The sequence below is a fragment of the Pseudomonas sp. HLT2-19-2 genome (assembly GCF_054898005.1).
On record NZ_CM142712.1, the window covers coordinates 4,334,738 to 4,349,481 of the forward strand.

A 14,744-nucleotide genomic window follows, 5' to 3' on the forward strand; every position below is an offset into this window, starting at 1 on the left:
CACAAATGGAACGGTTAGATATCAACTCTGCTCCAGAGAGAGCGAACATAGAAGCGTCAATCCATTTCGCGAGATACTCGGTTGCCACGCCCTTTGTTAAAAACAAGCGAGTCCTGGATATCGCCTGCGGCGAGGGTTATGGAAGTTACCTTTTAAAGCAGGCTGGAGCCGAAGAGGTCGTCGGCGTAGATGTGTTCGTCGACGCAGTGAATCGCGCTACCCGTTCGTTTGGTGGTCTTGGGATCGAGTTTACTGCGGCTGACGCGACAACCATCGAAGACAAGTTTCCGCCCGAATACTTTGACGTTATCGTTTCGTGTGAAACCATTGAGCACATTGAAGATCCGGCAGCCTATTTACAATCGCTGAAACGCATCGCAAAGAAAGACGCGATCATTATCATTAGTTGCCCAAATGACTATTGGTATTTCCCGGAAGAACATCAGCGCAACCCGTACCACTTGCGCAAATACCGATTCGAAGAGTTTCAGCAACTCGCCAGCAGCGTACTGGGAGACAACGTCAATTGGAGCATAGGAACCGCGGTCTTTGGATTCGGCTCAACGTCGCTAGATATCGAGCGAGACTATGAAACTGTTCCTGATAGCTGGATGAAATACAACTCAGTCCAAGGTGCATACCTTGTAAATGGTGGTGAAAAACCGGAATTTAATACTGAGAACTGCAGCTATTATTTCGGCATCTGGAATGCTCCTGAAATCACTAATGGTGCTGCTGTTTTCCCGATCAGTATGGACGCGTATGCGCGCATGGTTCATGCAATGGACGGCACATTGCTTGTGGACGAACGGTTGAAGGTGGACACTCTCCATCAGGGTTTGACAGCCCTTCAAATTCAAGCTGATACGCTTAAGGCGGACTTGAGAAAAACACGACTTAACTATCAGGCAACGCTGACGGAAAACGAACTGGTAAAAGAAAGATTGCATGTGTTCAACTCCACTCAGCATGAGTTGAATGCAGTAGTGCATGCGCTTCAGGCCGAAGTGGCAAGAGTGACCGCAGAACGTGATCAAATGCGAGTCGGTTATTACCGCTATCTCCGTTTGGGTGGGCTGGTTCCTCGCCATGCTCGAGCGCTGATAAAAAAGGTCTTCAGAATTGTTCGCGGGAACCCTAACTAATGAAAGTTCTAGGGCTGGATATCATCCCGGGGCTTTCGCGCGGGCTCTACGTTTATGACAATGCGCACGCTCTTCTGGCGTCTGATGCCTGGCGGGAGACGGGGCCGAACATCGGCAGTAGTGGCGAGAACCTGACGATCTCTTTCCTTTCGATGAACCGCTCGTCGCTATCGATCAAGCTGCTCAAGTCCATCGAAGAGTTCTTGCCGCATTTCGCCGGTGAAGTGCTGATTATCGATAACGGCTCTTCGGCAGAAGAAATCGAGCGAATGCGCGAGGCGTGCAAAACGCTATCTTTCCGCACCCGTATTGTTGAGCTTGGGCAAAATTTCGGTGTTTCAGGCGGCCGTAATAGAACCATTCCACACGTCACAACGGAATGGCTGATGTGTCTGGACAACGATATCTACTTCACGATGAATCCGCTAAAGCAGATTCAGCATGATCTAGCGGTTCTTGGATGTCATTTCATGAGCCTTCCCTTGCTGGACCCAGATGGTCAAACAATCTTCGCCAGGGGCGGTCACGTTTATGTGTCCTATGAAGAGGGCGAACTTCATATCGGTGCTGGAAGCGCTTCCCTACAGACAAAAATACAGGACGTTATCAGTCAGCCGTTCCTCGGGACTTTCCTGTTTGGTGGTGCTTGCGTCGTTAACAAGGACACGTTCACTCGTGTCGGTAGTTATGACGAGGGTATGTTTGTTGGCTTCGAGGATATCGATTTTTCGGTACGCCTGTTCCAGCAGGGCTACAAAGTCGGTTGCGCATCGGTATGTGCTTTGGTGCATGACCACCCAATGCCTGATTCAGACGCTGATCGCAACTATGAAAAAGAACGTTTTTCTCGCGGTGTTCTTCACAAGTCTGCGATGCACCTTGAGGCAAAACACGGTTTCAAGATCTGGGGTGATGCGGTAGACCATTGGGTCCAGTCACGGCACGATGAACTGGGGCTCAACAATGAAGCCGATCACATTTCCGCTCCCGTAAAGGTGGTATCGGTAGAGCATGAAAAGACGAAAATCGCACTGATCATCGATACGGATAACTGGGCGTTTGGAAATATCGCCCGGCAACTGGAACGCTATTTGAGTGAGCAGTTTGATTTCGTTGTGATACCGATGGATATCATCGATAACATCGACAAAATCTTCATGATGACCGAAGACTGTGACATTGTGCACTTCTTCTGGAGAGAACATTTAACACTCATCGGTACGCCGTACTACAGAAGTTATGTTGAAAGCCTTGGCATGCCATATGAGCTGTTCCATGAGCGCTTTATTGCCACTAAAAAGCTCAGCACAAGTGTTTACGACCACCTGCTTCTGGAAGAAGACGAACTCAGTGGCCGCGCCCATCTTTTTACCGAGATAGTTGCTGGCTACACTGTGGGCTCTGAAAAGTTAAACTGCATTTATTCAGAAGTAAGCGGCTATCCGGAACCCACCCGCGTAATTGAGGATGGTGTCGACCTGACAAAATTCATGCCCATGAATATTGAACGCCTTCGAGAAGTCGGTCAGCGTGAGCTGGTCATTGGCTGGGTTGGAAACAGTAAGTGGGCGGCAGAGCTCGAAGACTTCAAAGGCGTGAATTCGATCCTCAAGCCAGCAATTGAGCAACTTCAGCAAGAAGGTTTTGCTGTAAAAAGCCTGTTCGCTGACCGACAGGATCAATTCATTCCCCATGACCAGATGCCTAACTACTACTCAAAGATCGACGTCTATGTGTGTACGTCGAAGATAGAAGGTACGCCTAACCCTGTTCTGGAATCGATGGCCTGCGGGGTACCGGTTATCAGTACTGATGTCGGCATCGTGCCGCAGGCTTTCGGTGAGTTGCAGAAAGCCTTTATCTTGCCTGAGAGAACGGTTGAAGCGCTCAAGGACAGTATCCGCAAGCTTGTCGAAGAGCCTGCGTTGCTGACTCGGCTTTCAACAGAAAACATTGAAAGAATCAAAGAGTGGGACTGGTCTATAAAGGCTGCAAAGTTTGGTCAGTACTTTGAAAGCCTTACAGCGATCGACAGCCGTACTTGAAAGCAGGGGATGCCGTAGGCTCGGATCAGCCTGCGGCATGCGAAACGGTTTGAGCGTAGGTTGGCGCAGTCATTCCGGTATCGCAGTCTACCGGATATACCTGCCTTATCCGCTATCACACTCCTCAAAACGCTAATCGACATCGATCCCACTACACGGAATATATGCAGTGAAAAAACCTCCATCGGCGACGAGTGACATCAGAGGAGCTAGCTTTGAAGGAAGATCTGATTCGTTCGAACTTTTCGGAGAAATGGCAGACACGCTTCTGTTTTGGGTGTGCGAACTGCATCGCAAACTCATCGAGAACGGCGTCAAGCAGGTATTCTTTCTCTCCAGAGAGGGACAACCGCTCAAGCAAATGTTCGACTGCTATTGCGTTCGCATGGGCGTCCCGATTCAGAGCCGTTACCTGGAGGTTTCTCGCAGATCAACGCTGCTGCCTTCTCTGAATGCGTTGAGTGAAGAGCGGTTCGAAACGCTTTTCAGGCAATATCGGCGAATGTCGCTGCTGGAGTTTCTCTCGAGCCTTGGGCTGGATGAGTTCTGCACAGAGCTGTCGGCCTTGCTGGGCCTGACGACTGAACAGTCGAATCAAAGGCAGGAGGACTTTCCCGAAAGTGACCTCTTCTCCCGACTTAAGGCGTTGCCACGATTCATTGCGGTATATGACGAGCAACGGCTGAGTCGTCGAAAGGCATTTGGGCAGTATCTTTCTACCCTCTCGGAAGGTGATGTTCCCGAAAACCTTGTGGTCGTGGACGTCGGCTGGAAGGGCACGATTCAGGACAACCTTTACGCGCTGTTGTGCAAGGGACCGGCATCGCCAGTCAAATCAGTTACGGGCTACTACATCGGGCTTATTGCGCCAGGGGCGGCAGGTTCTGCGAATCCCAAGCACGGCCTTCTGTTTTCATCCATTGCAGGCCGTACGTCGCGGTTTCATGTCTTTAATGAAAACCGCGCCCTGTTCGAAATTCTCCTGGCAGCAGATCATGGTTCAGCGGCCAGCTACCAAATAGACACTAATGGTAGGGCTAGTGCCGTCCATGACACGTTCCATGAGCAAGAGATGCTGGAGGCTCTGGTGTTTCCTGTTCAGCGTCACATCTTCGCTCGTTACAACCAGTTGCTGGAAGCCATGACACTGCAAGCCAGTACGCAGTCGCTACGTATTGAGCAGATCGCTCGCAGCCATGCGCGCTTGGTTTTCCAACCTTCACAGTCCGAGATCGACTGGTTTTCTTCAGTATTTCATGTTGAAAACTACGGTGTGTTTGAGCGTTCTTTCTTTACCGGCGCGCACAAGGTCCCGAGCTTTTCTGATAGGTTGAAGTTCATGCTCACCGTCCTGAGGCGCAACGGACGAGGATTGCTTGGGTTCTGGCCATGGAAGAAGCTCGATGAGCGGGTTGGCCGCCCAATAGCCAACTTATACGGATTAATCCGCTATTTTCAGAAGTAATCATAAATTGAACGATAGAAGAATTTGCTTTCTCGTAGGCTCGATGGCTATTAGCGGTGGCACTTACGTCATCATTCAACATGCCAGCTACCTGCGTAATCATGGATATGACGTAACGTTGGCGGTTCAGGAACCTTTTTCGGCAGCGACGCTTTCCTGGCATGACGAAGCGCCGAAGCTTCGTTGTCTGCCCATAGAAGAGGCCAAGCAAGAGTCTTTCGACCTGGTCATCGCCACATGGTGGAAGACCGCTTTTGAGCTTGGCAATTTCGACGCCAGAAGGTATGCGTATTTCGTACAGTCGATCGAATCCAGGTTTTATCCTGAATCGGAAGGGCCATTGCGTGCTTTGGTTGACGCTACCTACCACTTCCCAATCGAATACGTGACTGAAGCTACGTGGATCCAGCATTACCTGAAAGACGATTTCAATCGGGATACCACTCTGGTACGCAACGGTGTTCGCAAGGATGTGTACTCACAAACGGGTGTCGCAAGCGCTCCTCGCCCTATTGATGCGCAACCCAGAATTCTGGTAGAGGGACATTTTGGTGTCTCATTCAAAAATACGGCCTTGGGTGTTCGATTAGCCAGAGAAGCTGGCGCGAAAGACATCTGGGTACTGACGGGCTCCCCCATCAAGTGGCTTCCCGGAGTCTCGCGGGTGTTTTCCCGGGTGCCCATGGTCAAGACTGCCGAAATTTATCGCTCTTGCGATATTTTGATCAAGCTCAGTACGGTTGAAGGAATGTTTGGTCCGCCGCTTGAGCTGTTTCATTGTGGCGGCACCGCCGTAGTCTTTGATGTTTCCGGACATGACGAATATATCGTTAATGGAAAAAATGCGGTCGTAGTCTCCACAGGTGACACTGAAGGCGTCGTCAGTGTCCTAAAAACACTCATATGCGACCGTACGGAGCTTTTGCGTCTTCAGGAGGGAGCGCGCCAGACGGCCGACATTTGGCCTTCCTGGCATGACTCTTCGGCTCTTTTCTGCGACTGGGTAGAGAAGAGTTTGGAAGGTCCACTCATGGAAAAATCTGTTTTTACAGAGTTGACTGTAAAGGCGTTCAACGAGTACTCCGTTCAGGAAAAGCAACGTCTCAATTCAAATCGTTGGGTCGTTCGCCGTCACAAACTCAGTGAACTTGCCGCCAAACTCCCCGCGTGGCTCAAGCTTCGGATCAAACAGCTGGAAGCAGTGGGTGAAGTGATTTTTGGTGGGCGAGAAGTACGATGATCTACAAAATCAAGACGGTTGATGTCTGGGACACCTTGCTTAGAAGAGATTGCCACCCTGAATGCATCAAGCTGGCGACTGCTGCTCATGTATTTTTCGAGCTGGCTGGACACTTCAAACCGCTCTACACGGGCTACTGGGAGATCTATCAGGCACGGGTGGATACAGAAGCCCGTCTTGCGCGGACGGCTCGAGAAGCAAACAAGGACGAAGAGTACGAAATCGTTCATGTGCTCAAGGAATGGCTGGAGACAATTCTGCTCTCTCCCTTCGATGAGAGTCTGCCCCAGCGCTTTGCCGACTATGAGCTTTCAGTAGAAGTGCGCCGTACTTTTCAGGATCCGGATATCGAAGAGTTTCTCAAGCAGCACTCTGCCGAAAGAACGATATTCCTCTCTGATTTCTACATGACCTCTGACATGCTCAAACACTTGCTCGAGCAGAAGGGGCTCAGTCATCTCTTTGAGGATGGCGTGAGCTCGTGCGACGTGGGCTTGAATAAACGTTCAGGAACACTGTTCAAGCATGTGCACGAGGTCTACGGGATCACTCCTCCCGAACATGTGCATGTAGGCGATCACCCTTGGTCGGATGTTGAGTCCCCGGCGCAACTGGGCGTTACCGGCATTTCATTCGTCCCGGACAAATCTCACGCGGCCAGGAAAGAGCGAGAGAGCCTGTTTGTTTCGCGTGAGGCGTTGTTCCAGCATCTTCGACAGCTCAGTATCCAAGCAGTGGAGTCGTCAATACTTGCGCGGCAAAAGACCGAAGCGGCAGCATTTCGTTTCGGAGTAGAGGCCGCGCCACTGTTCCTGGGCTTTGCCTTGTGGATTGCCGAGCAGGCAGTCGCTGAGCGTCTGGATCGAGTCTTCTTTCTTACCCGAGAGGGCGAGTTTTTCCGCCGTATATACGAAATTGTCTTTCCAGATCAGACGCTTTTTGGGCATCAATTGCCAGCATATGCGGAGCTTGAGGTCAGTCGACTTTCTACGTTCGTCGCTTCAATGGAAGAAGTCTCGAATGATGAGTTCAATCGTATTTGGCGCCTGAACCGCTCGCAAAAGATTTCCGGGCTGTTTTCCACGCTGGGTCTGGAATACGCGGACTTTGCTGACCTTTTATCTGAGGTTGGGTTAGAGGCCTCGGATATTATTGAGCGCCCTGATGAGAACGAGTCATTAAGCAAGCTGATCCGGGCACCGGCATTCACGGCTGCCGTAAACAAAAAGATACTGGAACAACGCGAGCTATTGAATGAATACCTTACAGAAAAAGGTATTTCACAAAACGACAAGGTCGGCCTGGTTGATATTGGCTGGCGCGGGACAATCCAGGACAATCTTGCGCGGATAAAGCCTGCGACACACTTTCACGGGATGTATCTCGGTCTGCGAAAGATGCTAAATCCCCAAGCGTCGAATGTTTCAAAGCGTGCCTACGGTGCTGATGAACGGGTTGATGCTGATACAGGCAAGCTGTTTGAAGCGTTTGCTGTACTTGAAATGCTGTGCACATCAAACATGGGCAGCACGGAGAAGTACGTAAGGTCGCAAGGCAAGGCTACTGCTTATCGCAATGTCTCAGCCGAGGAAAATAGTTCCCACAGTGAATTTTCCGTTCACTTCCAGGAGGGTGTCGAACTGGCTGCCCAAATATGGGGACCGTACCTGGAGCGTTATGTGGTGGGCTCCGCGGAACTGCGCGCGTCGGCTGTGCATGTCTGGAACAAACTCAGTGTCAATCCGGATGCTGACTTGGCAAAGATCTTCATCCATACACCTCAACACGACGTTTTTGGCTTCGGTGATATCTTCCAGAAGAATCAGGCTCCGGCATTATCTACGATCTTTCTTTCCCCATTCAGTAGCACTTCGCGTCGGCAGGTGATGGACTACATCCGTCGAGTTCAATGGACCTCCGGAATCAAGCACCTCAATGGAATTGGTCCCGTGCACAAGACCGTGCTTATTGCTCTCTTCACGGTGGCCAACGCGGTCAAACGTTATCGGATGAAGTCTCGCAGACGGTAGATGCTTAGTTAAGCGCACCATAATCCCCGCCTACCCCATTTTGGGATAGATGGGGATTATGGTGCGCTTACGTATAAAAACTGTTTCGCAGCGCAAAGACCTACCTTCGTAATGATTAGGCGATGCGCGACCGTGGAATTGACCCTTTTGCCTTGACTGTGTAAGAGGTAGCATGCGCGCCGCGGGTTACTATCGCACTACAAATCCAGGCGTTTCTGAGCGCCCGGCTCCATTACAGGAAGTCCCATGTCCTTCACGTCAACAAAAATATTCAGATCGCCTATCTTTTATTGCCTGCTGGCATTGATCACACTACTTGCTATCTCCTTTGAACTACGAAAGTCAGAATTTTCTGAGCCTAATGGCTCTCAGAATTTGGAGGCTACATATCACACTCTGCTGACCATTAAAGCTATAAGCGAAAATCCTGTCGCCGCGCATCTTTACCTGCCATTGATTTCGCTCGGAGGTACGTTAGATAAAGGTATTTCATGGGGCGCTACTGTTCCGACAAAAAGTGGAAACTATATCTATACGAGCTTTAGCTTCCCTGGGTTCATCGCCCCCTACTTATGGTTTAAAATTTTACCCATTGAGAAGTCAACTACGAACCTTGCCTACTTCAATTTTATGCTTGGCGGGGTCACCAGCGTATTAATTCTGATACTTTGCTATTTTTTGTTACGGTCTACCGGTTACGCCCAACTTACATCATCAGTAGCATCTTTGTCCGCATCCTTGATATCGATTTTCAGTAGAGAAGCACTTTTATCCACCGGACTCACTTACTGGGCACACTGCTTATATCAAGTGATCCTAGCGCTATCACTACTTACCGTACTGAAGTATTTAATTTCACCTTCTGGTCGTACAAGAGAAGTGCATCTCTTCTCCTTACTTATACTTACTTTCTGCGGGGCTCTTACAGAGTGGACTGGTTATATATTCAACGCGGGGCTTGTTCTGTTGTTCTGGTTTGGTGCGGGAGGATGCAGGGCAGATCGAAAAATGTCTTTCTACATTTTTATTTCCACTGGACTGGCGGGTATAGTCACCATCGCGCATCTTAGCGCGGCTATCGGACTCTCTCCAGCGATTAACTCCCTTCTACATAGGTTCGTCGACCGCAGCGCATCGACAGGTAGCGTTACCCTGCTCATCTATGGCTATGGTCTCTCATACGGACTATTTCTCCTGTTAGCCGTTGGGATATCAGCGATTTCGAGCTTTACAAGAGGCCACGCACAGAAATCTCAGTTATCCGGCGTTTTGGTTTTTGTATTTTTAGCGGCGTGTATTCCACTGATTGAGAACGTGGTAATGCTTCAGCATGCATCTGCATATACCTTCGATCGACTAAAGTTCATATTCCCAGCAACAATTATATTTTCAGTTTGCTTTGCTAACTCAAGGCTTCTCGGTAGATTGGGGCTAATAGGTGCACTTGCGATTGCCAGCTACCAGGGATACTGCTCTTACCGGGAGGACCTCGCCAGATACGCATTCTGGGGTGAAAAGGATAAATCCAACAGAGTACTTGCAAACAAAGTCATTGGAGCATCAGATCAAGAATGTACCGTCTACGCATCAAATATTGCTGTGAGAGGTTATGCAAACCTTCTGTTCAACCACGGAATCTACGAATACAAATCTTCGGACAATGCCGCTGAGCTTCTAAAAGCCAGGAAGGGCTGCGCTCTAACCTACATTGAGGGTGAAATGATACTTCCAGATTTACCTCAATACTCAAAGGCAACTATCACTAGAGCCAACGGCGAAACATCCGTAATAAAAGCTGACTAGTGGCCTGAGCGCTTAATCCATTAATTTAATTTTTTATCACGCTTGGCTTCGCCTTATATACTCGCTAATGATGGCCTCAGCCGTTCTACTCCACTTGAACGGCTTGGCTGAATGCTGGTAAGTGCTCCATGAACCCCACCTATTCAAAAATAGGCGGCGCGCTTGGCGAGGCGAGCGAGCAAGCAAGCAACTCCAAGGCAGCAAGGCTTCGTAATCGTCCACCGACGATGCCTGTGGCAGCCACGCAAAGGGCTCTTGGCCGTTGGCTTTGGCCGTGTCGACCAAACTGTAAAGTTGAGCGCTGGCCGTCGCGTCTCTGGGCGTGTCGCTGAACAGCCAATTCTGGCGCGAAGGGCCTGATCGCACGCTCGGCCGTATTGTTGTCGATCGGCAAGTAACCGGCCTCGGTGTAGCGCACCAACTTGATCCAATTGCTGGCCAGGTAACTGATGGCTTTGCCCAGTGCATTTTGCGCCGTCGCTTGTGGCCGGGTTTTCTCCAACCATGCTTGCAACTGCGCCAACACCGGCAGGCTGTTTTGCTGTCGACTTTCGTGTCGATGTTCATCGCCGACTTCTTTTAAATCTCGCTCGATACCGTACAGCTTGTTGATCAGATTCAGGGCGATATCGGCACGCCCGGTTTGATAAATCTGCCATTCACGGAATAATGAGTCACCCTGCTAAATACTCGATGAAACAACAATGATAAGTTGGAGTCATTAATTCATCGTTTTGGCTGACCGGCCTAGATGAGCGACATACGCAGACAGGTTCCGAAAGAGGTAATTCTGTCCAGAACGTCCAATCACTTGACGCTTTCACGTTCTTTCTCTTGGCGCAAAGATCGCTCCGCCGGGGAGGGCATGGCGTACTTTTTCTTGAGGGTAAAGAATGGCTTCTCAATAATTCCGTAAGTCAGCATAGAGAAGATCACGATGGCAGGAACCGTTAGAAAGGCAGTCTGTGCAAGGACATCAGCCAACCCACCGGGGGCCTGCCCAATGCGAACGAAATGGGAATTAGTGAATGGAATCACGACGTAGTGCATGCAATACATAGAGAAGCTAAGCTGACCTAAGCGCGCTAGGCTTACATTGATGGCTTCAGGGATCCGAATTCGTGCATGCGAGTAGCTGACGATCAGGGTAGCCCACATCACCGCCTCGATGGATGGCCAAAACGCCATCACCCAAGACTGATCAATTCCGATTAGACCTTTTTGTCCGCAGAAAATACTCATTACAACGGCTGCACTTGCGATTGCAGCAACAAGCCACGCAGTTGTTATCTTACTATCGGCCAAATATTGCTTAGTCAAAAAGGCCGCAACCATACCGATAATAAACTGATCAATGCGTCCTAACAGGGTCATGTAGGCCACATTGGTCACTGAACCCATTTTCGTCCACATGAGATATTTGAAGAATATTGTGAGTACCAGAAGCCCTACGATGTACCTCGGACCAACTTTATCTAGAAACAAGACAAGAAATGGGAATATTAAGTAAAATTGAAACTCTACCGCAATTGTCCATAGGTGGGCAAACATTGGAAGCTTTACGTCTTGCAGAGCATTCACAAATGGAAAAAACAAACTGAGCGCCTGCGTGAAAGAATAGTTAAGGCTCCACCCACACAGCATTATCAAGACGCACAGTATATACAGAGGATAGATTCGTATAACTCTATTTTTTATAAAGTCAAAATAATTTATTTCTTTGCCTGACGCGATTTTCGTGAGCAGATAACCGCTAAGTACCATGAAGAGTCCAACACCCATATGCCCCTGTTCGACGAGCCCTAAAAGGGGGTTATAGGTACTATGACCAAGACCAAAGTTATCGGTAAAACAGTGATAAAAAATCACCATTGCGGCGGCCAAAAAACGGAGATGGTCAAGGCGGGAGTCATACTTTAGGTTCTTAGAGCCGACAGGCCGATCCACCACTGTCGAGAGAGCGCCATCAACGCGGAGAACGCGATGGGTGATGAGCATCATAAAAGCCAGCAGTGTAAAAAAAACAACCGCCACGAAAGGAACGAATATACCCTTGGACTTTAGCAGCAGTTCATAACCAGAGATTGATACCTTCGATTCAGACTTACTATAAAGATCGACTGTACTTTTCTCTGCGCCGATTTTTATTGATGCATGCCCCGACCAATCAGTTTTGACAAACTCAAGGCCTGGACTGTTAGAAGGCACTTCTAAGGTAAGAGGGCCATATGGAGGAATGTAGGAAACCAGCCTGTTTCCCCGGGCCTCCCATCCGGCAGGCACTGTGCCATCCATGTACTGAGGCCTTTCAACCCACACTTCTGCCCCCTTTGAGTCGGCAGATTTCGCTCCTGTTGCCTGTAATTCGATTACGGAGGTTTGGACTCCGAATAAAGTCACCACAATAAACGGTAATAATTTTGAGGTTAGCAGGTAGGCAATAGGCATCGATAGAAATAGTGCCCACAAGCTGCGCTCTCCGACAGGAACGTGTTTTTGCACGATAGGTGACCAGTCCGTTATGTTTTTTTGTCAGCGCACATGATAGCACTGGACCACTAATATTTTCGCTGGAGAAAACCCCATCACATCGCAGCAACTGCTGCAGATCCTCCCGAACGCCCGCCCGCCCAGTTGCCGGCCTTTTTGTACCTGTGCGGTAGGGCTCCTACCAAATCATCGGTTCACTGTATATCGCCGCGTTCAATACCCCTAAACGCCGGAACCAGCTAAACCGATTGAATTGGGAGCGCCTGACTGCACTAGCCAGGTCGCTCATTGTCTGTCCGCGCAAGCGACCTATGCATCCGTATCCCATAACGGGGCTTTACCTTGACGAGGCAGAGGGGACCAGCCGAGCCGTATCAACCCGCCCGCATCGCCTTGGCAGCAACCCGTCGAAACATCTCGGCAATTGCAAAGAACGCCAATATCAACGCACAAAAATATGCGTAATACAGATATCTATAGTCAGCGGAGGGAGCAATGAAGAAATGCGGAGCCACAAAAGCGACCGCAGAACCACTCAAGCTTAACACCATTCCCCTATGCCATTTTAGGCAGACCAGCACTCCTGTCGAGGTCAAGAGCAACACCGCATAAATCCAGGGTAAGAACATCCATGGGTGACGATCAGGCTGCGAGGCCAACCCATCCGAAAACTTATTTTTTTCAAACTTCAGCCCATACGGATTCTCATCGATTCCAACGACGGCAACGTATGCTGGCGTAGTTTCCCCCCATCGGAGCAACGCTAAAAAATTATCCAATCGATGTGCCAGATACTCTCGTGGATATTTAATCACTGCCCGTACCCAGAGATTCTTCAACTCAGCAAGCTCGTTGGCATTTGTAGTGGTCAGATTACCTGCCGTATTGTAAAAAAGTGCATTATTGCCTCCAACCCAATAGAATTTTTTCAACGAGCCAGGCGCACCATCAATGCGAGCATTGATGTATGAAGGTAGCAAATTTTGGTCTGTTTTTACTGAGATAGCGAGCAGATCGTAGGTTTGGGTGTACTGGAACGAACTCGTCTTGACGATACGATCTTGAGGCACCGTAAAATGGGCAGTTGTTACGGCTCCCACAGTGATGATTAGCATAAGACCAACTTGCATAGCCCAGCTGGACTTCTTCCACCCCTCAATGAATACCCAAAACCCAAACAGGAACGGTAGAGCAACCAACCCATTTGTTTTTACACCGAAGGCAAAGACTCCTAGAGCGAATACTCCAAAACGTTCGATAAACTGTAGCTTTCTAGACTGCGCGCATACATTGATTAGGATTGCCCACGCAAAAAACATGGAACAAGCAAAAGCAACGTCTTTCCAGATCTGACCCAAAGGAAAAAGCAACCCAGGCCAGAATCCGATCAAAGGAATAAGATATGCAAAGCGACCAATTTTCCGACGGCTAGCGAGAGCAATCAACCCCCACGCCCCCCAATAGAAAATCAGGTTCTGAATTAATAACAGCGCAGGACCAGAGTAAATGCGACTGAGCTGATGCCACCACCAGCTCATCATTACAGGCTGCCAATCGTTATAAACTTCTTTTGATGCATCGACGTAATGCGCAAAAGAATCCGGACTCATCCACCCGGGAAAAAACGCCAGCACACTAAACAGAAAACCAATAAAGCATACAAGAGCTATTGGCCAAGCACTGGGCAAGAGTTTCCTTTCAGTACCGGGTACGTTGTAAGCCCCCACGCATGAGAAGAGCAGGGTCTTCAGGACTTTGAGGTTCCCCCTAACTGCACTGATCTTGGTCGGAACTTCACCTTCGGGATAGATGCGACTAGTGGATAATTCCAAGCATCGATACCCCATCTGCGGTACTCGATGAGAGAGGTAAGCCAGTAATTCGTATTCTCGAAAGGCGTCGCGGAACGGGCTGATTGCCGGGTCCAGCAGCATTTTACGGCTGTACGCCCGAAAGCCCTGGGTCGTATCTGTCCATGGAAAACCTGAGCTGAACGACAATGCCGGAGCGTGGATCAATCGAATGGCCAGGTCGCGCGACTTTGGCGTATTCACTGCCACACCACCCGGCAGGAAACGAGAAGCCTGGACAAAATCGACACCTTGTTTCAAGGCGTCAATAAAGCGCGGAATGGCAACCGGATCATCCTTATCATTACCGTCGATGCTGACAATGCCTTCATAACCCTGATCCAGGGCAAATGCATAGGCGCAACGCAACTGCGAGCTCAACTTGCCCGGGCCGGTTTTCACCAGAAGACCGCTGACGCCCTTATCCTGTAGAGCCTGCAACTCAAGAGAACCATCCGTGCTACCACCGTCGACAATGATGATATCGGCAATGTCAGAAATTTTTGCCTCTGCCATCTTGGCAATCAGGTTCCTGATGCGATCGCCTTCGTTAATGACGGGAATAACCACGCACCAGGGATGTTTACGCCCAAGCCACAGTGGAGTATCAAAAGAAGGAACTTGCCAGGTGCTGCGCACAGCTGGATCAATATCAGAAGCGGTCATTATTTCTACC

Annotated in this window: 8 protein-coding genes and 1 pseudogene; 6 read left to right on the top strand and 3 right to left on the bottom strand. The window is 49.5% G+C overall.

The features are described from left to right. Positions 1 to 5: 5 nt before the first annotated feature. From ACYZTU_RS20135 to ACYZTU_RS20160, 6 genes are all read left to right on the top strand, one after another. Positions 6 to 1,145 (top strand): class I SAM-dependent methyltransferase, encoded by a 1,140-nt coding sequence (locus ACYZTU_RS20135; protein WP_461964963.1) that lies wholly within the window; start codon positions 6 to 8, stop codon positions 1,143 to 1,145. Then, positions 1,145 to 3,190 (top strand): glycosyltransferase, encoded by a 2,046-nt coding sequence (locus ACYZTU_RS20140; protein ID WP_461964965.1) that lies wholly within the window; start codon positions 1,145 to 1,147, stop codon positions 3,188 to 3,190. Before ACYZTU_RS20135 ends, ACYZTU_RS20140 begins: the two co-directional genes overlap by 1 nt. Before the next feature lie 169 nt (positions 3,191 to 3,359). Beyond that, positions 3,360 to 4,655, top strand: coding sequence for a hypothetical protein (locus ACYZTU_RS20145; RefSeq protein ID WP_461964967.1), 1,296 nt, complete (start codon positions 3,360 to 3,362; stop codon positions 4,653 to 4,655). A 43-nt stretch (positions 4,656 to 4,698) separates the two neighbouring features. Further along, the gene (locus ACYZTU_RS20150; protein WP_461964969.1) at positions 4,699 to 5,895 is read left to right on the top strand and encodes a glycosyltransferase; all 1,197 of its coding nucleotides are present in this window, start codon (positions 4,699 to 4,701) and stop codon (positions 5,893 to 5,895) included. Continuing rightward, entirely contained in the window at positions 5,892 to 7,925 is a 2,034-nt protein-coding gene (locus ACYZTU_RS20155; RefSeq protein ID WP_461964971.1) for an HAD family hydrolase, read from the top strand. The genes ACYZTU_RS20150 and ACYZTU_RS20155 overlap by 4 nt, the downstream gene beginning before the upstream one ends. A gap of 246 nt (positions 7,926 to 8,171) precedes the next feature. Continuing rightward, the gene (locus ACYZTU_RS20160; protein WP_461964973.1) at positions 8,172 to 9,728 is read left to right on the top strand and encodes a hypothetical protein; all 1,557 of its coding nucleotides are present in this window, start codon (positions 8,172 to 8,174) and stop codon (positions 9,726 to 9,728) included. Between the two features lie 186 nt (positions 9,729 to 9,914). Here the strand turns inward: ACYZTU_RS20160 and ACYZTU_RS20165 are convergent. From ACYZTU_RS20165 to ACYZTU_RS20175, 3 genes and pseudogenes are all read right to left on the bottom strand, one after another. Then, positions 9,915 to 10,374: pseudogene (locus ACYZTU_RS20165) on the bottom strand (IS66 family transposase); the annotation flags it as partial. Positions 10,375 to 10,535: 161 nt separating this feature from the next. Next, positions 10,536 to 12,230 carry an acyltransferase family protein gene (locus ACYZTU_RS20170; RefSeq protein WP_461964975.1) on the bottom strand — a complete coding sequence of 565 codons (1,695 nt, stop codon included), beginning with the start codon at positions 12,228 to 12,230 and terminating at the stop codon, positions 10,536 to 10,538. Between the two features lie 362 nt (positions 12,231 to 12,592). After that, positions 12,593 to 14,734, bottom strand: coding sequence for a glycosyltransferase family 2 protein (locus tag ACYZTU_RS20175; RefSeq protein WP_461964977.1), 2,142 nt, complete (start codon positions 14,732 to 14,734; stop codon positions 12,593 to 12,595). Positions 14,735 to 14,744: the final 10 nt, after the last annotated feature.

Bases quoted from the DNA above. Each gene is read 5' to 3' on its own strand.
- ACYZTU_RS20135 (WP_461964963.1), top strand. From the start codon at position 6: ATGGAACGGTTAGATATCAACTCTGCTCCAGAGAGAGCGAACATAGAA.
- ACYZTU_RS20140 (WP_461964965.1), top strand. From the start codon at position 1,145: ATGAAAGTTCTAGGGCTGGATATCATCCCGGGGCTTTCGCGCGGGCTC.
- ACYZTU_RS20150 (WP_461964969.1), top strand. From the start codon at position 4,699: ATGGCTATTAGCGGTGGCACTTACGTCATCATTCAACATGCCAGCTAC.
- ACYZTU_RS20155 (WP_461964971.1), top strand. From the start codon at position 5,892: ATGATCTACAAAATCAAGACGGTTGATGTCTGGGACACCTTGCTTAGA.
- ACYZTU_RS20160 (WP_461964973.1), top strand. From the start codon at position 8,172: ATGTCCTTCACGTCAACAAAAATATTCAGATCGCCTATCTTTTATTGC.
- ACYZTU_RS20175 (WP_461964977.1), bottom strand. From the start codon at position 14,734: ATGACCGCTTCTGATATTGATCCAGCTGTGCGCAGCACCTGGCAAGTT.